Annotated in this window: 20 protein-coding genes and 1 riboswitch; of the genes, 19 read left to right on the top strand and 1 reads right to left on the bottom strand. The window is 56.3% G+C overall.

What is annotated here, in order from left to right; all coding sequences use genetic code 11:
• Positions 1-121: 121 nt before the first annotated feature.
• The 3 genes from groES (at position 122) to BLU70_RS07600 (ending at position 3,972) form a co-directional block, all read left to right on the top strand.
• Positions 122-406 (top strand): co-chaperone GroES, encoded by a 285-nt coding sequence (gene groES, locus BLU70_RS07610; RefSeq protein ID WP_006447861.1) that lies wholly within the window; start codon positions 122-124, stop codon positions 404-406.
• A 34-nt stretch (positions 407-440) separates the two neighbouring features.
• Entirely contained in the window at positions 441-2,060 is a 1,620-nt protein-coding gene (groL, locus tag BLU70_RS07605; RefSeq protein WP_006447862.1) for a chaperonin GroEL, read from the top strand.
• Between the two features lie 376 nt (positions 2,061-2,436).
• Positions 2,437-3,972 (top strand): DHA2 family efflux MFS transporter permease subunit, encoded by a 1,536-nt coding sequence (locus BLU70_RS07600; protein ID WP_006447863.1) that lies wholly within the window; start codon positions 2,437-2,439, stop codon positions 3,970-3,972.
• 69 nt (positions 3,973-4,041) lie between these two features.
• Here the strand turns inward: BLU70_RS07600 and BLU70_RS07595 are convergent, their stop codons facing one another.
• A complete protein-coding gene (locus BLU70_RS07595) occupies positions 4,042-4,479 on the bottom strand; it encodes a hypothetical protein (protein ID WP_052012391.1) in 438 nt (145 codons plus the stop codon).
• Positions 4,480-4,972: 493 nt separating this feature from the next.
• On the opposite strand from BLU70_RS07595, the gene BLU70_RS07585 reads away from it, so the two are divergent.
• The 16 genes from BLU70_RS07585 (at position 4,973) to BLU70_RS07510 (ending at position 24,753) form a co-directional block, all read left to right on the top strand.
• A complete protein-coding gene (locus tag BLU70_RS07585) occupies positions 4,973-5,947 on the top strand; it encodes an AAA family ATPase (RefSeq protein WP_006447866.1) in 975 nt (324 codons plus the stop codon).
• On the top strand, positions 5,944-7,164 hold the full coding sequence (locus BLU70_RS07580) for a DUF58 domain-containing protein (protein ID WP_074693049.1): 1,221 nt from the start codon (positions 5,944-5,946) through the stop codon (positions 7,162-7,164). Before BLU70_RS07585 ends, BLU70_RS07580 begins: the two co-directional genes overlap by 4 nt.
• A complete protein-coding gene (locus BLU70_RS07575; RefSeq protein WP_074693046.1) occupies positions 7,148-9,361 on the top strand; it encodes a transglutaminase TgpA family protein in 2,214 nt (737 codons plus the stop codon). The genes BLU70_RS07580 and BLU70_RS07575 overlap by 17 nt, the downstream gene beginning before the upstream one ends.
• A gap of 31 nt (positions 9,362-9,392) precedes the next feature.
• The gene (locus BLU70_RS07570) at positions 9,393-10,373 is read left to right on the top strand and encodes an aldo/keto reductase (protein WP_006447869.1); all 981 of its coding nucleotides are present in this window, start codon (positions 9,393-9,395) and stop codon (positions 10,371-10,373) included.
• Between the two features lie 125 nt (positions 10,374-10,498).
• A riboswitch (purine riboswitch) is annotated at positions 10,499-10,600 on the top strand.
• 209 nt (positions 10,601-10,809) lie between these two features.
• Entirely contained in the window at positions 10,810-12,342 is a 1,533-nt protein-coding gene (gene guaA / locus BLU70_RS07565; protein WP_006447870.1) for a glutamine-hydrolyzing GMP synthase, read from the top strand.
• Positions 12,343-12,448: 106 nt separating this feature from the next.
• The gene (gene purB, locus BLU70_RS07560; protein WP_074693043.1) at positions 12,449-13,741 is read left to right on the top strand and encodes an adenylosuccinate lyase; all 1,293 of its coding nucleotides are present in this window, start codon (positions 12,449-12,451) and stop codon (positions 13,739-13,741) included.
• Positions 13,742-13,782: 41 nt separating this feature from the next.
• Positions 13,783-14,499 (top strand): phosphoribosylaminoimidazolesuccinocarboxamide synthase, encoded by a 717-nt coding sequence (gene purC / locus BLU70_RS07555; RefSeq protein ID WP_074693041.1) that lies wholly within the window; start codon positions 13,783-13,785, stop codon positions 14,497-14,499.
• On the top strand, positions 14,496-14,756 hold the full coding sequence (gene purS, locus BLU70_RS07550) for a phosphoribosylformylglycinamidine synthase subunit PurS (RefSeq protein ID WP_074693038.1): 261 nt from the start codon (positions 14,496-14,498) through the stop codon (positions 14,754-14,756). The genes purC and purS overlap by 4 nt, the downstream gene beginning before the upstream one ends.
• Positions 14,753-15,445 carry a phosphoribosylformylglycinamidine synthase subunit PurQ gene (gene purQ, locus BLU70_RS07545; protein ID WP_074693036.1) on the top strand — a complete coding sequence of 231 codons (693 nt, stop codon included), beginning with the start codon at positions 14,753-14,755 and terminating at the stop codon, positions 15,443-15,445. The genes purS and purQ overlap by 4 nt, the downstream gene beginning before the upstream one ends.
• Positions 15,426-17,666 carry a phosphoribosylformylglycinamidine synthase subunit PurL gene (purL, locus tag BLU70_RS07540; protein WP_006447875.1) on the top strand — a complete coding sequence of 747 codons (2,241 nt, stop codon included), beginning with the start codon at positions 15,426-15,428 and terminating at the stop codon, positions 17,664-17,666. The genes purQ and purL overlap by 20 nt, the downstream gene beginning before the upstream one ends.
• A 44-nt stretch (positions 17,667-17,710) precedes the next feature.
• Positions 17,711-19,147: an amidophosphoribosyltransferase gene (gene purF, locus BLU70_RS07535; protein ID WP_040290473.1), complete on the top strand. Its 1,437-nt coding sequence runs from the start codon at positions 17,711-17,713 to the stop codon at positions 19,145-19,147.
• A 1-nt stretch (position 19,148) separates the two neighbouring features.
• A complete protein-coding gene (purM, locus tag BLU70_RS07530) occupies positions 19,149-20,177 on the top strand; it encodes a phosphoribosylformylglycinamidine cyclo-ligase (RefSeq protein WP_074693033.1) in 1,029 nt (342 codons plus the stop codon).
• 66 nt (positions 20,178-20,243) lie between these two features.
• Entirely contained in the window at positions 20,244-21,842 is a 1,599-nt protein-coding gene (purH, locus tag BLU70_RS07525; RefSeq protein ID WP_006447878.1) for a bifunctional phosphoribosylaminoimidazolecarboxamide formyltransferase/IMP cyclohydrolase, read from the top strand.
• A gap of 20 nt (positions 21,843-21,862) precedes the next feature.
• Complete coding sequence (gene purD, locus BLU70_RS07520; RefSeq protein WP_074693031.1) at positions 21,863-23,149, top strand: phosphoribosylamine--glycine ligase; 1,287 nt, start codon at positions 21,863-21,865, stop codon at positions 23,147-23,149.
• A 65-nt stretch (positions 23,150-23,214) separates the two neighbouring features.
• Entirely contained in the window at positions 23,215-24,102 is an 888-nt protein-coding gene (locus BLU70_RS07515) for an EamA family transporter (protein WP_244885142.1), read from the top strand.
• Between the two features lie 279 nt (positions 24,103-24,381).
• A complete protein-coding gene (locus tag BLU70_RS07510) occupies positions 24,382-24,753 on the top strand; it encodes a VOC family protein (protein WP_074693025.1) in 372 nt (123 codons plus the stop codon).
• The last annotated feature ends 551 nt before the right edge of the window (positions 24,754-25,304 follow it).

Genomic DNA, 25,304 nt, shown 5'->3' with positions numbered 1-25,304 from the left:
TCTTTATGGAGACGGTTGCACTCTTTGAAGCGAGAGATTATTATAGTCCTTGGTGTTAGCACTCACTGAACGAGAGTGCTAACAAAAGAAGACACTCAAATCCAACAGGGAGGTTGTTCACATGCTGAAGCCGCTCGCTGATCGCGTTGTGGTGCGTCCAGTTGAACGTGAAGAGAAAACCGCAAGTGGCATTTTCCTTCCAGACAATGCGAAGGAAAAACCGCAAGAGGGCGAGGTTATCGCTGTCGGCCCGGGCAAGTTCGAAGATGGGAAGCGTCAGGAGCTCGAGGTCAAAGTCGGAGATCGCGTGATTTTCTCGAAGTATGCTGGCACGGAAATCAAAGTGAACAACGAAGAAGTGTTGATTCTGCGCGAAAGCGACATCTTGGCGATCGTCGAGAAGTAAGTCGACTACATAAAACGTCAGGGAGGTATACAGGATGGCAAAGGAAATTCGCTTTGGTGAAGAAGCTCGCCGTGCGATGCTGCGCGGTGTCGATGCGCTCGCTGATGCGGTGAAAGTGACACTCGGTCCCAAGGGCCGTAACGTCGTTCTGGAAAAGAAATTCGGATCGCCCCTGATCACCAACGACGGTGTCACCATTGCAAAAGAGATTGAGCTGGAAGACGCGTATGAGAACATGGGCGCTCAGCTCGTCAAAGAAGTTGCGACGAAGACGAACGACGTTGCTGGTGATGGTACGACGACGGCAACGGTTCTCGCGCAAGCGATGATCCGCGAGGGCCTGAAAAACGTTGCGGCTGGCGCAAATCCGATGGTTTTGCGGCGCGGCATCGAAAAGGCTGTGGCGGCTGCTGTCGACGAGATCAAGAAGATTTCGAAGCCGGTTGAGGGTCGCGAGAACATCGCGCAGGTTGCTGCCATTTCGGCTGGTGCGGAAGAGATTGGGCTGCTCATCGCCGATGCCATGGAAAAAGTGGGCAACGACGGCGTGATCACGGTCGAAGAGTCGAAAGGCTTTACCACTGAACTCGAAGTGGTAGAAGGTATGCAGTTTGACCGCGGCTACATCTCGCCGTACATGGTCACCGACACCGACAAGATGGAAGCTGTCCTGGACGAGCCATTCATCTTGATCACCGATAAGAAGGTCAGCAACATCCAAGAGATTTTGCCAGTGCTTGAGCGCGTCGTCCAATCTGGCCGTCCGTTGTTGTTGATTGCGGAAGACGTCGAAGGCGAAGCACTCGCAACCCTCGTCGTCAACAAGATCCGCGGCACGTTTAACGCTGTTGCCGTGAAGGCGCCAGGCTTTGGCGATCGCCGCAAGGCTATGTTGCAGGACATCGCGGCTTTGACTGGCGGTCAGGTCATCAGCGAGGAACTCGGCCTCGAGTTGAAAAACACGGGCATCGAGCAACTCGGTCGTGCGCGCCAAGTTCGCGTCAGCAAGGAGAACACCATCATCGTCGACGGTGCGGGTGACAAGTCTGATATCCAAGCTCGCATCAACCAAATTAAGAATCAGATCGAAGAGACGACCTCCGATTTCGATCGCGAGAAGTTGCAAGAGCGCTTGGCAAAATTGTCTGGTGGCGTGGCTGTAATCAAGGTCGGCGCTGCGACGGAGACGGAGTTGAAAGAGAAGAAGCTCCGCATCGAAGACGCGCTCAACTCGACGCGTGCAGCCGTCGAAGAAGGTATCGTTCCTGGCGGTGGTACAGCTCTCGTCAACGTCATCAAGGCGCTTGACAGCGTCAAGGCTGAAGGCGATGAGTTGACGGGTGTCAACCTGGTTCGTAAGGCCCTGGAGGCTCCGGTTCGCCAAATCGCTGAGAACGCTGGCGTTGAGGGTTCCATCATCGTCGATCGCCTGAAGAAAGAAGCCGTTGGCTTCGGTTACAACGCAGCTACCGACGAGTGGACGGATATGCTGAAAGCTGGTATTGTCGACCCGGCGAAGGTTACGCGCTCCGCTTTGCAAAACGCAGCGAGCGTCGCGGCTTCGTTCCTCACGACGGAAGCTGCGGTTGCAGACAAGCCGGAGAAGGAAAAGGCTCCTGCACCTGGCATGGGCGGCATGGACGGTATGATGTAATCTCCGGACGAAACGATTCGTTCGGAACGATAAGGCTGCTGGTTGCACCCTGTGGGCAACCAGCAGCCTTGTTTGTCAGGTTCGTAACACTCTTGCCCTTTCCCCTTTTCAGTCCTAACTTCACTTTTGTAAGTTGCAACAAATTGTTCACGAAATATGCTTGCGCGATCGATACGCAAATGATAGCCTATAAGTAATCATTTCGTGCCTGGAAGAATGCATATCCCCGCGTTCGCAGAAGGTACGAATCTCCTCTATATCACTGCCTAAGTTGCTTTTCGTCTTTTGATCACAACGTAAGCTCCAACTGGCGACGTATAGTTCCAAAGCTGCGATTGCAATGGAGCGTCCATTTTAAAGGGGGAAACAACTACATATGCGTTCTGCATCAGAACAGACTGGCGTGCGCGTCGTGCCTGTGTTTGGCGTCATGCTCGCTGGCGCGTTCGTCGCGTTCCTCAACCAGACGTTGATTAACGTCGCTCTGCCACAAATCATGGATCGCATGCATATTTCGGCGACGACCGGTGACTGGTTGACAACGATTTACTTGCTTGTCAACGGCATTGTCATTCCGATTACGGCTTATCTCATTGCCCGCTTCACCACGAGACAGTTGTACATTACAGCGATGTCCCTGTTTTTTATCGGAACCGTTATCTGCGGGCTTAGCCCCAGCTTTGGCATCATGCTCGTTGGCCGCGTCGTGCAGGCCGCAGGGGCGGGGGTACTCATGCCCGTCATGATGAACGCAGTCTTCCGGCTGTTCCCTCCCGAACGGCGGGGAATGGCGATGGGCATCTTCGGTATCGCGCTCAACTTTGCACCTGCCATTGGACCTACGCTATCTGGCTGGATTGTGCAAAACGGGTCTTGGCGTACGTTGTTTTACATTATCATGCCGATCGCGTTTGTCGATTTGATCCTGGCCATCTTTCTCATGCGCAATGTCACGACGACGAGTCGGCCTAAGTTTGACGGCCTAGGCGCAGCTTTATCGACGATTGGCTTTGGTGGTCTGTTATACGGCTTCAGTGAGGCCGGTTCGGTCGGCTGGGGTGGCCTTGACGTCATCGTCAGCCTGGCGGTAGGCGCCGCGAGTCTTGTGGCTCTGGTCTTCTGGCAATTGTCCACTCGCGAGCCGATTCTCGAGTTTCGGATATTCCGCTATCCCATGTATACCTTGACGACCATCATCAACGTGATCGTCTCCGTTGCGCTCTTTGCGGGTGTCATTCTGATGCCGATGTACATGCAGAACGTCCGTGGCTTTTCGCCGCTCTTGTCGGGACTCATGCTTTTGCCAGGGGGCATCTTGATGGGCATTATGTCTCCCATCACCGGCAAACTATTTGATCTTATGGGCGCGCGTTGGCTCGCCGTCATCGGTCTGGCGATTACGGCCGCAACCACGTATTGCTTAACGCGCTTGGGGACAGACACGACGTTCCTCTACTGCACCGTGGTGTACACCTTGCGCATGTTCGGTATGTCGATTTTGATGATGCCACTTATGACTGCAGGGTTAAACGAGCTGCCTTTGCGCCTGAATCCGTTTGGCACGGCCATGCTCAACACGCTGCGCATGGTGGCAGGCGCGGTTGGTACGGCGCTGTTGGTGACGGTGATGACCGATCGCGCCAAGGTGCACGTGCAAAGCATCATGCTTGCTCAACACATCGCGCCGACCGATAAACTGGCAGAGGCGCACGCGCTGGCGCAGGGAACCGTGATGGGGATCAACGATGCGTTCATGGTGGCAGTTGCAGCGTCCGTGGCAGCATTCATCATGGCCTTCTTTGTGCGTAGGACGTCGCCACAACCAGATTTTCTGGAAGAACGGCAGGAGCGGGCAAATCGCCACCCCGTCGACGCTTTGCAAGAATCCGAATTGGTGGTTGGAAAAGATTGAGCGTTTTCGATCGCGCTCGCGCTGCCGTCGCAGCAAGGCGCAAATAAAGACGGCTGCCCAATCGTCACGTCACTGACGATGGGCAGCCGTTTTTTGTTCAGCCGTGTCAGCAGCCACTGATGCGGCAATCGCCTTTTCCTCTTTCAACCGCTCGCGCAAACGGCGCAACTCTTTTCGAAAGTATGGCGTCTGCTCGAAGGTGACACCGTATGACTTCAGCTCTAAAAGGCCTTTGAAGCGACGTTTGGCCGCTTTATACGCTGCACGCTTCTCTTCATATGCGCGATTGGGTTCCTCCTGAATCGCAATCGCATCCATGACGGTTGTGAAACAGAGTCTGGCCTGCGTGACAAATTCAGTTTGGCATACGATGCAAAACTGCAATTCAGACGGCATTTTGCAGCGTTTACAGCGCTTTGCACTCTTCGGAAACGGATTTTTGCCGTAGCGAGGAGTAGGTCCCGAATCAGAAGCATAGAACTGCTTCCATTCCGCTTCCCAGCTCATAGTTTGCAAACCTCCGTCGGTGGATTACGAACCAATCGCATCCGGTGGTCGTTGTAACAACGCAACAAATGCATGCTGGCATCGAAATGGCATGGCATTGGGCGATTTGAACAGACGCCGCAGGTACCACTCTGATCGTAACAAACTCACAACCGATTTGCGAAGTATGATCCTGTAAAACGGTCCAATGTTCGCAAGTGACCAGCGGGACGCTGCCATGTTGCCAAGGAAGAGGTTCAACCAGATTACTCCTTCCGTCCTTGCCGTTTTCGCGAACCAGCCTGCCATGGACTGACGGGGTGAAGGTCCGCCAGAAAGCGCGTTCATCAAAGTATATGGCCCTTGTTCGCCTGCCTATGATTCGATTCGACACGGTGACCAGAGATGGCTGTTTAAGATCGTCAGATCCGCACCTTATGTATTTTCCATGGCCTTACAGAATGAGTTTTGCTAGTATGGGAACAGAGATTTTCGGGAGACAGGAGATAGACCTGTGGAATTTGACGGGGAATGGATGGCAAATCAATGGCAGACAGAGTTTGAAAATATCCGCGAACAAATCGGAACGGTGGTTTTTGGGCCGAGATCCGTCGTGCGCTTGCTGCTGGTTGCCGTGATCGCCGGTGGCCATTGCCTGATTGAAGATGTGCCAGGGGTCGGTAAGACGACGCTCGTGCGCGCCTTGTCTATGGTACTTGGCTGTCAGTTGCAGCGCATACAGTTTACGCCCGATATGCTGCCATCCGACGTTATCGGCTTTTCCGTCTATGACAAGCATAAGGGTCACTTCGAATTTCGCCGCGGCCCTGTGTTTGGCCAGATGATTCTTGCCGACGAGATCAATCGGACGTCCCCCCGTACGCAATCCGCACTGTTGCAAGCCATGGAGGAACGGGTGGTGACCGTTGACGGCCAGACATACCAACTACCTTCACCATTTATGGTGCTGGCGACGGAGAATCCAGTTGAATTTGAAGGGACGTTTCCGCTGCCGGAGGCGCAGCTCGACCGCTTCCTCTTTCGACTCACTTTAGGGTATCCCAGTGTCGACGACGAGGTTTTGATGCTGGCGAGCCACGGCGGGGCAGACCCGCTCTCGCAACTCACCGCATCGGCGAGCCCGGAGCGGATCCATGCGTGGCAACACATGGCGGCACACGTGCATGTCGATCCCGCTGTTCTTCACTACATCGCAGAGCTTTCGGCAGCTACCCGCCGCCATCCCGACCTCAACCTGGGGGCCAGTCCACGCGCGAGTCTGGCCTTGTTGCGGGCCGCTAAAGCGAATGCCCATCTCTGTGGGCGCACGTATGTCGTACCTGACGATGTGCAATGGATTGCACCGCACGTTTTTGGGCATCGTTTGCGGCTTACACCTGAAGCGCGGTTTGGTGGCGTACAAGTAGCGGATGTGATGGAACAAGTGATATCTGAGGTGCCTGTGCCGCGCCTCGATGGTACCCGATGACACAGCGCATCGATTGGCCCTTTAAGCTCGCTCTACTGGCCTGTCTCGCGGTAGGCGTCAGTATCGTTGCATGGCTGCTTGGGCACGGTGCGGCGCTCTTTATCGCTGCGGCACTGTGGGCGCTCTGGTTTTATGAATGTCTGTTGGTCGCATCCGCTCTGCAGCCGCTCAGTGTACAGCGCACGTTGCCGATGCGGACGATGGCCAGTTCCGACATTTGTGTGCGCCTCGATATCCAACGGCAAGGTTGGCTACCCATCATGTGGTTGCGTCCGCACGATGATTGGGAAGGCGCGCTTGCGCTACATTCCCAGCGGACACCCGTTCGTTCGTTGATGCTCTGGCGGCGATCCGCTGTTTGGTCGTACACGCTACTGAACGTGCCACGCGGAGTGCATCGCGTCTCGGAAGTCAGCATCGAAATGGCGGATGCTTTTGGCTTTGTCAGTGTACGGCGGCGCTTGCCTCTCGCAGCCGAAATCATCGTTCATCCCAAAGCGCTCGATCTGCCCGGGTGTCTGCCAATGCCGCGGCACGTGATGGCAGGCAGCCGTGGTTCCGGCTTTCGCTGCGCTGAATGGGGCGCAGTCGGCGGAATTGATCCATATCGCCAGGGCGATCCGCTGGCACGTGTGCACTGGCCCGCTTCTCTGCGACAAGGCACATTGTATACGAAATCGTTCGATCCGCCGGCGGATCGAACCTGGCTCTTTGTGCCCTACTGGACGAGTGGGGGCGCGATGGAGGATGACGCATCATTTGAGTTGGTCATGACGCTGACTGCGACCGCCTTGCGGGAAGCCGGTCGGATTGGAGCGCACGTCAGCTTGGCATTGCCCAATCGGGTGGTTATGACACTTGGCCGCTACGACAGCGGCTTGTCAGGCGCGGATCCCGCAGTCGCGTTGCTCGATGCCCTCGCTCGTTGCACGCGACAGGATGAAGCCGTAGATTTGCAGGCCTTGTTGTCTCACGTGCCAGGTGAGAGTGCCGCCATTCTTTTGCTTGGCACCGCCATCGCTTCAAGGCAAGCCGCATGGCTTGGCTCGTATGCCGGACGGCTCCATCTGGCTATGGCAAGTGCAGCGCAAGGCAACTCCGATGTGCAGGATGCCGTGGCTTGGCTTGCCGAGCGCGGGGCACAGGTGTGTTGGATACATGAGCCACGCGATTTGACGCTACTCGCAAAGGGGGATGTCCATGGTCACAGGGCGTGATCGATTGGCTACACGTGTCGTGTATGCGTGGCTCGCTGCCATCTGGTTGGCCGCGGCCGTTCTACCCATCGCGGGCGCGGGTGCGTTGCACGGCTTTCGATCCGTGCTCTGGCTACTGGCTGTGCTTGCCTTAGGCGCTTCGACGTCCTGGCGGGGTGTGCGAGTCGGCGTGTCGTTGCTCGCGCCATGTGCTTATGTTGCCTGGTATTGGCGGGACACGCACGTGGCGTTTGTGCCAAGTACTGTGCATCTTACAATCGTCATCGCCCGCGAGTTCAGCGAAGTGTTTCACCACGGAACACTGGCCGATCCGCTACAGACATGGCTCTTTGTCTGGCTGCTAACGGGCGCTTATTGGCTTGTTTCGTACGCCAGCCGCCGCACAGTGCTGTGGTTGTTTTATAACGCCATCGCGTGTGCGGGGCTGATTGCTTTATCCAGCATGGCGCCGGTCAAGTCGTTGCAAGCCGCCGTTGCACTGCTTGCGGTTATGTTTTTTGTGATGGCTGTCCACCGTGGCGGATACAAGTGGGAGACGCGAGCCATCGCGCGCGTAGCGGCAACGGTGACGTCTATTCTGGCTGTCGCAGGTGGGCTTGTTGCTGTTTTTCCACACCGAACTTTCGCCGGTGCGCGCGAGGGGCACGGCGGGAAATCCACAGGCACAAGCGGCTTGGTTACGGGGTATACGCTGAACGATGCCCAGCTTGGTGGGGCGCTAAGCCGAAATTCACGACCGGTATTAACGCTCACAGCACCGGAACCGACGTATCTGCGCGGCCAGACGTTGGCAACCTATACCGGTCAGGGGTGGGTTTCCGCGCCGTTGACGGATAGCCAAATGCAATCGGAGCAACTCGATCAGCTGATCGCAGACAACGGATTCATCGGTTTGCCGGCGCGATCGTTCGACGAGACGATCACGCTGTTGTCCCCAGTTGACACTTCGGATTTGCTGGCTGGCTACGAGGTGACGGACGTCATCCGGTTGCCAGGGTTGTACGATGGCCGCTTTGCCTTGGACACGGTACAGGGCAATATTCAAGCGCCGCGCCTACGTCCGGGACAGAGCTATGAGGTGGAAACAACCGTCCCGACAAATCCGTATCCTCTATTGGCCGGCATTCGCGAGCCGTTTGCCGCCATGAAACGCGCCATCCCATTAGACGTGCAGGAATATGACTTGCAACTACCTTCGACGCTGCCTAAATCGGTTGCAGCACTGGCACAGCGGACGGTCCAACGCGCGCATGCCACGACCGAATACGAGATGGTCAAGAGTCTCATGTCGTATTTGCAGACGCACGAAATGTATACCACGACCAATGTGCCGACACCTACCGATGGCCAGGATTATGTCGCACAGTTTTTGTTTCAGTCACATCGTGGATACTGTGACAACTTTTCGAGTGCCTTGGCCGTCATGCTGCGCACGTTGGGTGTACCCACGCGTTGGGTGACAGGGTTTGCCGTTTCGCATGCCAATCAGACAGGACCTGACACCTATGTAGTGACGGATGCGGACGCCCATGCCTGGGTTGAGGTGTACTTTCCGGAGTACGGCTGGATTCCGTTTGATCCGACGCCGACTTTCCACATGCCCTTTGGCGCAGGCTTCACGTTGCAGGGAGGATCGCCCGGGGATGGGAGTGGACAGCCATCGTCGACAGGTGAAGGGCATCCTTTCACACCGACGCATACCCAACAAACTTGGGACACGTTGTCGAAAACCGGAGAAATAACCCGCTTTCGTTGGACTGCATGGGCAGTCCTTGCTTTCGGCGTTATCTTCGGGCTATCGCTCTGTGCAATCGTCGTGGGCTACATCGTTCACGCGAGGCGGCTTGAACGACTATGGCGAACGGCACCGGAGCTAGCTTTGGCAAACACGTGTAGGGAGCTCTTGCAACGTTCCCTGCCGAGTGCCGGCAAGTCTGCCACGCTGCGCCAGCTATGGCCGTTGGCGCGAGCTTCTGGTACGAGCCAAGAGGATTTCTTTGCTTGGTTGAGTGAGGCCGAGGCCGTTTTGTACGGAGGTGTGCCGTTGGAAACAGGTGCGGCGCTGCGCTTGCGCGAGCCACTGGATCGATGGCGGCGGATGATAGGCAAGTCCACAACATTTGTGGATTACGTGACAAAAGCAGTCGTTTTGGGCATTGACCAGGTCAGGACCCAGCGTACAATCAAGGGCGAATGAACGCTGTTGAGTTAGATTGGAGGACAGAGTTATGGAATATGTGAAACTTGGCAATACAGGCTTGGACGTCTCGCGCATTTGTCTCGGCTGTATGAGCTTTGGTAAGCCCGGACTCTGGCAACATCCTTGGGTACTTGATGAAGACGAAGCTCGTCCCATCATCCGAAAGGCACTCGACTATGGCATCAATTTCTTTGACACGGCAAATGTTTATTCTGCTGGAACGAGTGAAGAGATAGTCGGGAAAATCCTGAAGGAGTCTGTGCGGCGTGATGAAGTCGTGATCGCCACCAAGGTGTTTTTCCCCATGCATGAGGGGCCGAATGGGAGAGGGTTGTCGCGCAAAGCGATCATGGCGGAAATCGATAACAGTCTAAAGCGACTGGGTACAGATTATGTGGACTTATATCAGATTCACCGTTGGGATTATACCACCCCCATTGAAGAAACGATGGAGGCTTTGCACGATGTTGTAAAGGCCGGCAAGGCGCGGTATATCGGTGCGTCCGCGATGTATGCGTGGCAGTTTTTGAAGGCGCTTACCGTTGCTGAAAAACACGGATGGACGCGCTTTGTGTCCATGCAAAATCACTACAACTTGATTTACCGCGAAGAAGAGAGAGAAATGTTGCCGTTGTGTGCCGCGGAGAAGATTGCCGTCATTCCGTACAGCCCCTTGGCGTCTGGGCGATTGACGCGCGATAAAACCGAAACAACGGCGAGATCGCAAACGGATCAAGTGCAAAAGGCGAAATACGATCCAATGGCAGATGCGGATCAGGACATCATCGATCGCGTTGCCGAGTTGGCAGACAAGCATGGCGTGCCGCGAGCACAACTGGCTTTGGCATGGCTGTTGCATAAGCAACCAGTCACGGCCCCGATTGTGGGCGCGACGAAGGAACACCATCTTGACGATGCAGTGGCATCTCTGAGCGTCAAATTGTCTGACGAGGAGATTGCGTATCTCGAGCAGCCATATGTACCGCACCCTGTGGTGGGGGCGCTCTGAAGTCGCCGCGGCCAGGCCCTGTGTTTCATAGTCCTTGACCACCCCACAAGGGCTCAGAAATCTGCAAAACGCTCATCCTCTATGACAACTTTCAGCAATTGACGACAAGCTAGTGAATCTATAGAATGATGGCGTGATTCCAGACTCGTATAATGCCAAGAATATGGCTTGGCAGTCTCTACGAGGCAACCGTAAATTGCCTGGCTACGAGGTCGGAGGTAAATTCGGATCACTGCGTCTTTCCGCATGCCGTGCGAATTGTGCACCTGCGCTTGTTTCGTGCACCTTTCGTTTGCGACAATGTGCGGGGGACGTTGGTGTTTCGCCATGTCATACATGGGCCGACCCTCGTACCCACAATGTTGGTGGGACAGGGCGGTCTTTTTTATTACCTCTCCTCAGACGACCTTTTCCCATAAAGGAGTGCCAGACAGATATGCATGAAGTCGTAGCCGTTCTTGATTTCGGAGGACAGTACAATCAGTTGATTGCGCGACGCATTCGCGAACTGGGAGTCTATTCGGAACTGTTGCCATACAACACTCCCGCCGACGAGTTGCGCAAGAAACCACTGAAAGGCGTTGTGTTTTCAGGCGGTCCCAAAAGTGTGTTTGCCGAAGGGGCACCAACGGTCGATCCGGCCATCTTCGAACTCGGTGTACCCGTCCTTGGCATTTGTTATGGCATGCAACTTATTGCAAAACTTTTTCACGCGGACGTGGCGCGGGGAGCCGTACGCGAGTACGGGCGTGCGCATATTGACGTTGCAGCGGATGCATCGCCGGTGTTTGCGAATTTGCCGCAGCGACAACAGGTGTGGATGAGTCATAGCGACGTCGTGACGGGTGTGCCAGCCGGGTTTAGGCTCGATGCGAAGACTGACTCGGGCGCAATTGCGGCGATGAGTGCACCGGAACGTTCACTTTATGCGGTGCAATACCATCCGGAAGTGCAACACAGTGAGTACGGCACGGACATGCTGCGCAATTTCCTGTTTGAGATTTGCGGCTGCCATGGAGATTGGACGATGGACAACCTGATTGAAGAATCGGTGGCCAAAATCCGCGAGCAGGTTGGGAACAAGCGGGTACTCGTTGCCCTGTCCGGCGGAGTCGATTCTTCGGTCGCAGCTGCTCTCGTGCACCGCGCTATCGGCAATCAATTGACAGCGATGTTTGTCGATCACGGCCTCTTGCGCAAGGGGGAGAGCGACAGCGTGATGTCGACGCTCGGTGGGCAACTGGGCATTGACGTCGTGCGTGTCGACGCACGTGATCGCTTCCTTGGCAAGTTGGCAGGGGTTGAGGACCCGGAGCGCAAGCGCAAGATCATCGGCGAGGAGTTTATCCGCGTGTTTGAGGCAGAGTCGGAGCGCTTAGGGCCTTTCGATTTTCTTGTGCAGGGCACACTGTATACCGACATTGTCGAGAGTGGTACGCATACGGCGGCAACCATCAAGTCTCATCACAATGTCGGCGGTCTGCCGGAAGATGTGCGGTTTCAAATCGTCGAGCCGCTCAAAGAGTTATTCAAAGATGAAGTCAGACGTCTCGGCGAACAACTTGGGTTGCCTTCCGAACTGGTGTGGCGCCAACCGTTCCCAGGTCCAGGTTTGGCGATCCGCGTGATTGGCGAAGTGACGGAGGACAAGCTTGCCATTGTGCGTGAATCGGACGCGATTTTGCGTGATGAGGTGGCGAACGCAGGGCTTGCTCGCGAGATCTGGCAGTATTTCACCGTTCTGACGAGCAACCGCACGGTTGGTGTCATGGGGGATGAACGCACGTATGCACACACGCTCGCGATCCGCGCCGTCGTTTCGCAGGAAGGTATGACGGCTGACTTTGCACGCGTACCGTGGGACGTCTTGGCTCGAATTTCGACGCGCATCGTGAATGAAGTGCCCGGCGTTAATCGCGTCGTCTACGATATCACGTCGAAACCGCCAGCGACCATTGAATGGGAATAAAATTGGACGCGAGAATCCGAACGTTTTATTTATTTTTTAATTTAATGTTCGGATTCTGCGGGATTCGTGTTACGATAGAGACAGCAAAGACGAGGAGGAAGATGGCGTGATCGATCGGTACAGCCGCCCTGAAATGGCGGAACTGTGGACGTTGGAAGCGCGCATGAAGTGGTGGCTGGAGGTGGAGATCCTCGCCGTGGAGGCGTGGTCCGAACTCGGTGTCATTCCAGTTGAAGACGCACGCAAAATCCGTGAGAATGCGCGGTTTGATGTCGATCGCGTGCTTGAAATCGAACGCGAGACGCGGCACGACGTCGTGGCTTTTACACGCGCTGTCTCGGAGTCGCTCGGCGAGGAACGCAAATGGGTCCATTATGGATTGACCTCGACTGATGTCGTGGATACCGCACTATCTGCGCAACTGCGCAAGCCGATGGCCATCATTCGCGAGGATCTCGAGGCCCTGCTGAGGACGTTGGAGGCATTGGCTAAACGCCATCGCACGACGGTCATGATGGGTCGCACGCACGGTGTCCATGCGGAACCAACGACATTTGGGCTGAAATGCGCGCTTTGGTATGCCGAGATCGAACGCGATCTGGAGCGTTTTGACGCTGCGTGCGAGCGTCTGCGCTACGGCAAGATCTCGGGGGCCGTCGGCACGTATGCGAATGTCGATCCGCAGGTTGAAGAGAAAGTTTGCGCTCGCCTAGGGCTCAAACCAGCGCCCATCAGCACGCAGACTTTGCAGCGGGATCGGCACGCGGAGTTTCTTTTTACCATTGCACTCATCGGTACAACGTTGGACAAGATTGCGACGGAAATTCGCGGTTTGCAAAAGTCAGAGGTACGCGAGGTCGAAGAGCCGTTTTACAAAGGGCAGAAAGGCTCGTCGGCCATGCCGCACAAACGCAACCCGGTTTCTTGCGAGCAAATCTCCGGTCTCGCCCGCGTGTTGCGCGGCTATGTGATTCCTGCACTGGAAGACGTGCCGCTCTGGCATGAGCGCGACATCAGCCACTCTTCCGTTGAGCGCGTCGTCCTGCCTGACGCGACGATCCTCATTGACTATCTACTGAATCGCATGAACCGCATCCTGAGCGATTTGCACGTCTACCCCGAAAACATGCGCCGCAACATGGAGCGTACGCACGGCCTTGTGTTTTCACAACGCGTCTTGACGACCTTGATTGACAAAGGCATGTCGCGCGAAGCGGCCTACGATACGGTGCAGCCGCTCGCGATGCAGGCTTGGGAGGAAAGCCGGTCGTTTAAAGATTTAGTACTTGCTTCAGAACCGATTCGCGCCGTCCTCTCGCAGGATGAGATCGAAGCTTGTTTCGATCCCGCTTGGCACATCAAACACGTCGATACGATTTTCCATCGCTTTGGCTGGTGATATCACCAGCCAAGCTATTTGAATGCGAAAGGGTGCTCGCAATGGCGGCAGAGATGCTGTATGAGGGCAAAGCAAAAAAAGTATTCGCAACGGATCAACCAGAATTGGTCAGAGTGTACTACAAAGATGATGCCACGGCGTTCAACGGCCAAAAGCGTGGGCAGATAGAGGGCAAGGGAGCCATCAATAATCAGATGAGCAATCTGCTGTTTCAATATCTCGCCGAACATGGCGTACCGACGCATTTCGTCGAGCAGGTGTCGGAGCGGGAGACCATCGTTCGCAAAGTCGACATTCTTCCGCTAGAAGTCGTTGTGCGCAATGTTGCCGCTGGCAGTTTCTCAAAGCGCCTTGGCGTATTGGAAGGAACCGTATTGCCGCGGCCGCTTGTCGAATTCTATTACAAGAACGATGAATTGGGCGATCCCTTGCTCACGGATGACCAGGCTTTGGTTCTTGGGCTGGCTTCGCAAGAAGATTTGGCTGAATTGCGTACGCGCGCACTCGAGGTCAACCGCCTGCTACAGGAGCGTTTTGCGGCGTGCGGGTTGGCGTTGATCGATTTCAAAATCGAGTTTGGGCGCTTACCGTCAGGCGAGATCGTCCTGGCCGACGAAATTTCGCCGGACACTTGCCGCTTATGGGACAAAGATACACATCAAAAATTGGACAAGGACAGATTCCGCCAAGATCTTGGCGGTGTCGAGGATGCGTACCAGGAAGTGTGGCGGCGCATGAAAGGAGGCCTATCAGCGTGAAGACGTTTGACGTGGAAGTTCGAGTATGGCTCAAGCCGTCTGTGTTCGATCCGCAGGGCCACGCGGTTGAGCAGGCTTTGCACACGCTTGGTTTTGACGGCGCGCAAAACGTGCGCATCGGCAAGTATATGCATTTGACGGTAACGGGCGACACCGAAGAAGAGGCACGTAAGTCGGTGGAGCAAATGTGCGAGCGCGTACTATCGAATCCAGTCATGGAGACGTACGCGTATGAGCTGAAGGAGACGGTCGTATGAAGTGGGCGGTCGTGGTCTTTCCCGGATCGAACTGCGATGAGGACGCAGCACAGGCCGTGCGCGAAACAACCGGTGATACGGTTGATCTCGTCTGGCACGATGCAACGGACTTATCGCAATACGACGCCATCATTTTACCTGGAGGTTTCTCCTACGGAGACTACTTGCGCAGCGGGGCCATCGCTCGCTTTTCACCCGCGGTTGAGGCCGTGCGGCGAGAAGTGGCAGAGGGCAAGCTCGTGCTCGGGATTTGTAATGGATTTCAGGTTTTGACCGAATCGCATTTATTGCCAGGAGCACTTTTACGCAACAACCATTTGCAGTTTCGTTGCGAGATGGTGGAACTCATCGTCGACAACAATACAAGTCCTTTCACGCGTGCGTACCAACTCGGGGAACGCATTCAAATTCCCATCGCACACGGAGAAGGCAGATTTCATGCCGATCCGGAAACGGTCGCTGACCTTCGCAACGAAGGCCGGATCGCGTTTCGCTATGCGCACAGTCCGAATGGATCGGTGGCTGATATCGCCGGAATTCTTGGCCAAGGCGGCAACGTACTAGGACTTATGCCGCATCCCGAACGCGCGATCTTCGATTGGATGGGTTCGGTGGACGGGCGGAGGTTGTTTCAATCGATGCACCAATATGTCGAGGAGGGCTTAGCACATGCGCGAGCCAACGCCTGAACAGATCCGCGACGAACGCGTATACCGTTCGCTAGGTCTGACGGATGCGGAATACGATCTGGTCGTGGAAAAACTCGGACGCTTGCCAAATTACGTGGAGGCCGGAATTTTCGGCGTGCTTTGGTCGGAGCATTGCAGCTACAAGAGTTCAAAAGTCCATCTGCGGCGCTTCCCCACAAGCGGATCGCAGGTGCTGCAGGGCCCCGGCGAAAATGCGGGTGTGGTCGATATCGGCGACGGCATGGCGGTTGCGTTCAAAATGGAAAGTCACAATCACCCTTCTGCGGTTGAGCCCTATCAGGGAGCGGCCACTGGTGTTGGGGGAATCCTCCGTGACATCTTCACCATGGGGGCACGCCCTGTGGCATTTCTCGATAGCTTGCGCTTCGGACCGCTCGACGACGCGCGCACGCGCTACTTGTTCAGCGAAGTGGTCGCAGGGATCGGCGGTTATGGCAATTGTGTCGGCATTCCAACGGTTGGCGGAGAGGTTCAGTTTAGTCCGACCTATCGCGGCAATCCACTGGTCAATGCGATGTGTGTCGGCATTTTACCCGCGGACGGCATTGTTCGCGGTACAGCGACAGGGGTTGGCAATCCCGTGTTTGTTGTCGGTGCCCGCACAGGTCGGGACGGCATTCACGGAGCGACATTTGCATCGGCTGAAGATCCAGAGGAGAAGGAGCGCTCCGCGGTTCAAGTGGGAGATCCGTTCCTTGGCAAGTTGCTGATGGAAGCGTGTCTCGAACTCATTGCGTCAGGTGTTGTCGTTGGGATTCAGGATATGGGCGCGGCAGGACTGACGTCGTCTTCGGCGGAAATGGCAAGCCGCGCAGGTGGCGGCCTTGAATTGGTGTTGGATCGCGTGCCTGTGCGCGAAGAGGGCATGACGCCGTACGAAATGATGCTTTCTGAATCGCAGGAGCGCATGCTCGTGGTTCTGGAACGTGGACGCGAACAGGTGGCGTTCGACATCTTTCGGCGCTACGGGCTGGAGGTGGCTGATGTTGGCCGCGTGACAGACGATGGACGGTTGCGGCTGATTTGGCACGGTGAAGTGGTCGGGGATATGCCGGTTGCGGCACTCGTCGACGAAGCTCCTGTCTATGAGCGGCCAATTGGGACGCCACGTGTGCCAGAGAAGGGCGATATTCCCACCACGTTATCTGTTCGCGAGGCGTGGCTGGCGATACTTGCCCACCCGAGCGTCGCGGACAAGCGCTGGGTGTACAGGCAGTATGACACGATGGTGCGTGCGCAGACCGTCATGGGTCCCGGCAGTGACGCTGCTTTGGTCAAAGTGCCCGGTATGGATAAGGCCATCGCGATGGCGACGGACGGCAATTCGCGCTATGTTGCGCTCAATCCGCGGCGCGGCGGCCAAATTGCCGTTGCGGAGGCTGTGCGCAACCTGGCGACGACTGGCGCCAAACCGCTTGCGATTACGAATTGCTTAAACTTCGGAAATCCCGAAAAGCCCGAAGTCATGCGGCAGTTGAGTGACGCGATCGACGGCATGGCCGATGCCTGCAAGGCGCTCGACACGCCTGTGGTCAGTGGCAATGTTTCGCTATACAACGAATCGCGCGGCCTCGACATCCAGCCAACGCCGGTTGTCGGGGCGGTCGGCGTGATCGACGGCATCGCAAAGCGGTTGCCGAGTGCGCCAGCGCGCGAAGTTGCGGCGGCAGGCCTCGAACTGTGGTTGCTCGGCCGCGAAGACGACCGTCTTGACGGCACGCTGTACGGGGAATTGGTATGCGGCCAGCCAGTGGGAGATGCGCCGTATATCGATCTCGCTGAGGAACGCCGGTTGCACGAGTTGTTGCAGGCGATTGCTGGCGCTCAGGTTGCGGTGGCGGCACATGACGTGACCGAAGGTGGTATCGCGGCTGCCGCTGCCGAAATGATGATTCAGTGCGATGTCGGTGGCGAGCTTCATGCGCCGGTTGAGATGGCGCTGTTGGGTTGGCTGTTCTCAGAGGCCCAGGGCCGCGCGCTGGTCGCCGTGGCGCAGGATTGTGCAGCAGAGCTGGCACGGTTGGCCGATACACATGCGGTACCCGCGCGAAAGCTCGGCTGGCTCGGTGCCACAGATGATGTCATCGTCCGGCAGGCCGGTGACACCGCCTTTACGATCTCGCTCGCCGCATTGCGGGACGCCTTCGAGCGAGCCATTCCGATGGCGTTGCAGTCGGGTGCGGCGGAAGCAAGCGCGTAACAGAGAACTGGAAGGGGAGACAAGGCGTGGACGAGTGGCATAACATGCAAGCGGCCTATAGCGATGTGGACGATAGACCGCATGAGGAATGTGGCGTATTTGGCATCTACGGACACGAACAGGCAGTCGCACTGACCTATTACGGTTTGGTGGCCCTGCAGCACCGCGGCCAAGAGGCGGCTGGTATCACATCGACCGACGGATCGCACATGTTCAGCCACAAGGGGCTGGGGCTCTTAACCGACGTATTTAAGTCGGGCGAGTTGGAACAACTCAAGGGACACGCTGCCATCGGACATGTGCGCTATTCCACGGCGGGATCGAACACGATTCAGAACGCGCAGCCTATCGCTTTGTCGACACATGCGCGCAACTTCGCCATTGCGCACAACGGTAATCTGGTCAACGCGCGCTGGTTGCGAATTCAGCTTGAGCAAGAGGGAAGCTTGTTTCAAACGACGGCTGACACTGAGGTCATCGCGCACTTGATCGCGAAGGCGGGCGTCGACGATTTGACGGAGGCGGTCAGATTGGCGGCCAATCGGATAGAAGGGGGCTTTGCGTTTCTCATCTTGAGCGACGACGAGTTGATTGCCCTGCGCGATCCGCTTGGGCTGCGCCCCATGGTGCTTGGTAAACTCGGTGAGGCGTACATCGTCGCTTCGGAATCGTGTGCACTCGAGACGGTGGGCGCGACGTTGCTGCGCGATATTGAGCCGGGGGAACTCGTCCGTATCACGCGGGAAGGTTTCACTTCGATGCGGTTTGCAGAACGTCGTCAACGTCGTATGTGCACCTTTGAACATGTGTATTTTGCGCGCCCTGACAGCGATGTCGACGGATGGAACGTACACAGTGTCCGCAAGCGCCTCGGCAAGCTTTTAGCGGAGCGGCATCCAGCAGACGGCGACATTGTCATCGGCGTGCCGGATTCGAGCGTGTCGGCGGCCGCGGGTTATGCGGAAGCGAGCCGACTGCCGCTTGAAATGGGACTGATTAAAAATAAGTATATCGCAAGAACATTTATTCAGCCGTCCCAAGCCTTGCGCGACACAGGGGTGCGTCTGAAATTGAATGCGGTTCGCTCCATTGTCGAAGGCAAGCGCGTCGTTTTGATTGATGACTCCATTGTACGCGGGACGACATCGCGGCGGATCGTCCGCTTGTTGCGCGGGGCCGGGGCAACTCAGGTGCATGTGCGCATTTCGAGTCCGCCGTACGTCAGCCCGTGCCATTATGGCATCGATACCGCCAAAGAAGACGAACTGATTGCGGCGCAGCACTCCATCGAGGAAATTCGCAATCTTATCGAAGCGGACAGCTTGGAGTTTCTGACGGTCGACGAATTGATGGCTGGATTCAACTTTGCACCGGGCGATCCGGTTCCGTTCTGTAATGCCTGCTTCACGCGTCGGTATCCGACGGAACTGGTGGATCAGGGGTTAAATGAAGAGATCGAGCCGATTCACATAGGGGGTTGAATTGGTGGACGCATACAAACAAGCGGGCGTCGACATCGCGGCAGGCAACGAAGCCGCTCGGCGTTACAAAGGTTTAGCCAAACGCACCACGCGATCCGAGGTTATCGGGCAAATTGGTGGGTTTGCGAGCGGGTTTGCGCTCGATCTCGCGCGCTATCCGGAACCCATCCTCGTCTCCGGTACGGACGGCGTCGGCACAAAATTGAAGGTGGCAATCGCGGCGAATCGGCACGACACGATTGGGATCGACTGCGTCGCGATGTGCGTCAACGACATCCTGACTGTTGGCGCGGAGCCGCTGTATTTTCTGGATTATCTTGCGGTCGGAAAACTTGAGGTCGATGTCGCTGAACGCATTGTCGCAGGCATCGCCGATGGTTGTCAGGCGGCTGGCATGGCTCTTGTAGGCGGAGAGACCGCGGAAATGCCAGGCATGTATGCGGATGGCGACTATGATGTGGCTGGCTTCGCGGTCGGGGTGGTCAACCGCCCGGATATGATCACCGGTGCAAAGGTGCATGTTGGCGACGTCGTGTTGGGGCTTGCGTCCAATGGCATTCATTCAAACAGCTATTCTCTCGTGCGCAAGCTGGTTGAGCGAGCGGGGCTTAAGCTTTCCGACACGTTCCCCGGAATGGCCGAAACCGTCGCAGATATCCTGCTTAAACCGACGCGGATCTACGTGCAAAGTGTCCGCTCGCTGCTCGCCGCAGGCGTGCCTGTGCACGCCATGGCGCATATTACGGGCGGGGGCATCGTCGAAAATGTGCCACGCGTGCTGCCAGATGGCGTAGAGGCGCGGATCGATCGCGCGGCGTGGCCGTTGCCCGCCGAGTTTTCGTGGCTTATGCAGGCAGGCGACGTGCCGTTTCAGGAAGCGGCTCGCATTTGGAACCTTGGTATTGGCTATGTGCTCGTCGTGCCAGCCGATGCGGCGGCTGCGGCAGCAGATTGCCTGACGGCGGCAGGGGAGACAGTATTCCGCATCGGCGTGATCGAGCAGGGCGACGCAGGCGTTTTGTGGGCGTAAACCAGGGAACTCGCGCGGCAAGCGGGTGACATCGTATAGAGAAAAGTGACTACACACGGCTAGGAGATGGAAAACGTGACAAACCTCGCGCTGGTCAGCGTCTACGACAAGGAAGGCATCGTTCCATTCTGTGAAGGGCTTGTCCGACTGGGCTATCAGATCATCTCGACAGGTGGAACGGCCAAGCTGCTTGCCGAACATGGCATTGCCGTCAAGCCGATTGATGAACATACGGGCTTCCCCGAGATGCTCGATGGGCGCGTGAAGACTTTGCATCCCAAAGTGCACGGCGGGCTTCTTGCACGTCGCGACAACCAGGAGCACATGCGGGCGGTACAGGTTCACGGGATTGAGCTCATCGATCTCGTCGTCGTCAATCTTTATCCATTTCAGCAAACCATCGCACGCCCGGATGTGACGGATGAATTGGCAATTGAGATGATCGACATCGGCGGTCCGGCGATGTTGCGCAGTGCGGCGAAGAATCACGAGTTTGTACTACCGGTTATCGATCCTGCCGACTATGATCGGGTCCTGACCGCTTTGCAGCAAAATGCTGTGACGCCCGGACTGCGGCGCGAATTGGCTGCCAAGGTGTTTGCGGTCACCGCTCGTTACGACGCGTTGGTCGCCGATTACCTGGCGGGAAAGACGAAAGCGGCGGCACACGAGGTACCAGCGCAAACCAATGGCGAGCGGGAGTGGCCCGGCATGGTACACATCACCGGCGTCTCCAAGATGGCGTTGCGCTATGGTGAAAATCCGCACCAGGCGGCGCATTTTTATATGGAACCAGGGGCGACGGCGGCGACCATCGCGCGCGCCGAGCAGCTTCAGGGGAAGGAACTGTCGTACAACAACATTCAGGATGCCGACGCGGCACTTAACATTTTGCGGGCGTTCGACGATTTCGAGCAGCCTGTTGCGGTTGCTGTCAAACACATGAATCCATGCGGCATCGGGCGGGGCGAAACCATCGCGGAAGCGTTTGGGCGCGCGTATGAGGCCGATCCGGTTTCGATTTTCGGCGGGATCGTGGCTTTGAACCGGCCCGTCGACGGAGCCCTCGCGGAAAAGCTCGCCAACCTGTTTCTCGAAATTGTGATCGCTCCCGCGTTCTTGGACGAGGCGCGATCCGTTCTTGCAAAGAAAAAAAACCTGCGCCTTCTGATTGTCGACATGCAGCAACCTCTGTGGACACCGGATGCGCTGACGTGGAAGCGAGTTTCGGGCGGTTTTCTCATACAGGCGGTCGATCAAGGGGCACCCGTGCAAACGAATAATTGGCAAGTCGTGACTGCTCGTCAACCAAATGCCGAGGAATATGAAGCCCTGCGCTTTGCTTGGAAGACGGTGCAATTCGTCAAGTCCAACGCCATCGTACTCGCCACGACCAACATGACGCTCGGGGTCGGGGCAGGTCAGATGAATCGCGTTGGGGCGGCGGAGATCGCCATTGCGCAGGCCGGCGTGCGAGCCAATGGCAGCGTGTTGGCGTCTGATGCATTTTTCCCAATGCGCGACACGGTTGACGCGGCGGCAAAGGCCGGCGTTACGGCCATCGTCCAACCCGGCGGATCGATCCGCGATGCAGAGAGCATTGATGCCGCAAACGAATATGGTATCGCCATGGTGTTCACCGGCGAACGGCACTTCTTGCACTGATGACAGGGGGAGAAACGAAGATGTGGTCACAACAGCGGCCGCCGCGGATTGCGGTCGTGGGGCAGGGCGCACGTGAACACGCGATTGTCTGGAAGCTTGCACAAAGCCCAAGGCGTCCTGAGCTTTTTGCGCTACCAGGCAATCCAGGCATGGAGGGCCTGGCGACGTGTGTCGCCACTGCTCTTCGAGACTTGGATGCGATAGTCCAGTTTGCTCGTGACGAACAGATCGATCTCGTCGTTGTAGGGCCAGAGCAGCCACTTGCCGACGGCTTGGTGGACAGACTCGACGCCGCTGGTATTCCGGCGTTCGGGCCGCTAAAGGCGGCCGCACAGTTAGAAGCATCGAAGGCCTTCTCAAAGCGGTTGATGCAGGAGGCAGGCGTGCCGACAGCGCGGTTTGCGACATTTACGGACGTCGAACAAGCACTGAGTTATTTGCGCACGCAACCTATTCCCGTCGTCGTCAAGGCGGATGGGCTTGCGGCTGGCAAAGGCGTCGTCGTCGCGCAGACGTTGGCAGACGCCGAAGCGGCAGTGCGCGACATGCTTGAGGGCAACCGGTTTGGAACGTCTGGGCATCGCGTCGTGATCGAGGAATACATGCAGGGTGAGGAAGTATCGTGCATGTATTTCGTCGATGCGCACACGGTGGTCCCAATGATTCCGGCGCGCGATTTTAAACGGTTGCGCGATGGCGACGAGGGGCCGAACACCGGAGGCATGGGAGCATTCGCACCGGTGCCAGCCGTGACGAGCGACGTGATCGAGCGTGTTACAAAGTCTATCGTTGCACCCGCAGTGCGACAATTGGCTGCGCAAGGCATCACCTATCGCGGTGTCCTCTACGCAGGCCTGATGTTGACAGATGAGGGGCCAAAGGTCGTCGAATTCAATGCCCGTTTTGGCGATCCGGAGACAGAAGTGGTCTTGCCTTTGTTAGCAAGTGATCTTTTTGACATCATGTGGGCAGTTGCGCACGACGAGCTGCGGCCCGAGCTTGTCGCTTGGCGCGATGCGGCATCGGTTTGCGTCGTGCTGGCCGGCGCGGAATATCCCGCAAAGTCTGACGTGGGTACCCCAATTTCGTTGCCGGGAGAGTTGCCGAAAGAAGTGACTGTCTTTCATGCGGGCACGCAGCGCGGGCGGTCTGGCGCCGTTGAGACGGCTGGGGGACGCGTACTGACGGTGAGCGCCGTCGATCGCGACGTACCTGCGGCCATTGATCGCGTTTATAGCGCGATCGCGGGCATTCACTTTGCTGGAGCGCAGTATCGCCGCGACATCGCACATAATTGGCAGCACTAACCACATTGCGCTATCATACGTTCTGGCGAGAAACCGGGGATGCCCCGGTTTTTTCGCAGGGAGGTATGGTTCGCGTGTATGCTGTTTTGATGCTGTTGGCCGCCTCGGCGTATGGCCTCGTATCGCCCATTCTGCGTCTTGCCTACGGTGCGGGACTGAGTGCCGCCGCGACGACCGACGGGCAATATGCCGTCGCAGCGGTTGTGCTGTGGATATTCGCGCTGTTTCGCCACAAAGGGAAGCACATTAACCGCGTTCAGTGGCTACTTATCGTCGCGATCGGGCTCATGAATGCGTTGTTTTCGTACGCCTACTATCGGGCGCTGACCGTTCTTCCAGCCTCGCTTGGCGTCGTTTTTATGTTTCAGTTTGTTTGGATGACGATGTTCATCGACATTCTCGTCAAGCGTCAATTACCTGGGCGTTGGAAGTGGATTGGCCTTGGACTGATCTTAATTGGTACATACTTGGCAGTCGGAGCATCGCCAGGTGCTTGGCGCGCCATGCCACTGTGGGCCGTAGGACTCGGAATGGTTTCTGCTTTGGCCTATGCCATAAGCTTATATATAAGCGGGTATAACGATCCGGGTGTCTCGCCCCAGCTGCGTGCAGCCCTGGTCATTACTGCCGCGTGGATCGCTGTATCTATCCCGTTCCCACCCAACCTGTTATGGCACAGCTTTCGACTACATCCTTTGCCGACGCTGTACTGGGGGTTTTGGATTGCGCTGTTGAGTCAAATCCTACCGACTTTATTGAGCCTTATCGCGATTCCGCACATCGGTGGACGCATGGCTGGCGTCTTAGGTACGATGGAACTGCCAGTTGCTGTTTTTGGGGCCTGGTTAATTAATGGGGATGTCGTCGGTCCGTTACGCTGGTTTGGAGTCGTGCTGATTCTTGGGGGCATCGTGGTCAGTGAGGCGGTTGGACGCAAGGGCGAGTCGTTGTAGGTTTGTTTCGGCAAGCGGACGTTTGCCGAAACCGCGTCGTCATCTACCTTGCGCAATCGGAATACCATCGTCAAAGTGAATGCTTTCGTAAAGAGTATGATAAGGTGAGACCGTAGATAGGCAGCGGTATGCACCCTCGACATTACATAACTGTTTATGAGACGACCTGAGGTCAAGTCCTTCTTCCGTGTTCGAAGACTTTTGTAGCACAAGTTCTCGTGAATCTGCAAAGGCTGATGAAAGTCGGGACAAATCAATGGAAAGCAAGGTGTTTCATACATGTCCTATTCGTTCTCGGGCATTGACCATGTGCAACTGGCTGCACCGAAGGGATCGGAAAAGGAAGCCCGCAAGTTTTTTGGCGACATTTTGGGCATGGCGGAGATTCCTAAACCAGCCAACCTTGCGAAGCGCGGAGGCGTTTGGTTCCAAGCTGGCATTCATCAGTTGCACATCGGTATTCAAGACGACTTTGTCCCGGCAAAAAAGGCGCATCCGGCCTTTCACGTCAAAAACCTTGAGGCCCTCCGCGAACGGCTAGTTGAAAACGGAGTTAAAGTCAAGGAAGATGAGCGGCTCGAGGGCGCAAACCGCTTCTATGTAGATGATCCATTCGGCAATCGCTTGGAGTTTCTTGAGTGGACCGACTAGTAAGGAATAGGTACAAAGGGCTGTCCCATAAGGGATAAAATGATTTTGGGACGGTTTGTTTTCTTTTATGTATCGAATATGGATATTCGTTAAGGCAGAAGACGAGAACAAGTTTTTCTCAATTCTGAGTTCCTCGCTCATGTTATGCATGACGACTTTTTCGCTTGACACAGGCGGCGAAAGGTGTTAGTATACTTTTCGCCGCCGTGATGGCGGCCTTCATCTTGATACACTACGCGTTGTGAGGTTCCTCAAAGACGAGTTGGTTCACCAACATCTTCTAGTGGACAATCTCCTTCCTGCGTAGTATAGTAGTCGATGCCGCTGCGGACGACGCAGTTTGCGACGCCCGGTGGCCAGTCGGTTACGATGCTATGCTCGCGAGTGCGTGAGCGGTGCAAAACTTACCGGTTGACGATGAAGTGTGAGATGTGATATATTGATTGGGCTGCCTTGAACGGTAGCGTCGCTCCTTGAAAACTAAACACACACCACGCCAGTTCATCTGTCTCGCGTATGCGGGGTAGTGAGATTTCATTGAGAGTTTGATC

The sequence above is a fragment of the Alicyclobacillus hesperidum genome (assembly GCF_900107035.1).
Lineage (GTDB): Bacteria > Bacillota > Bacilli > Alicyclobacillales > Alicyclobacillaceae > Alicyclobacillus > Alicyclobacillus hesperidum.
The sequence above is the reverse complement of the archived record's forward strand: the minus strand, read 5'-3'. Positions and strand labels throughout refer to the sequence as shown.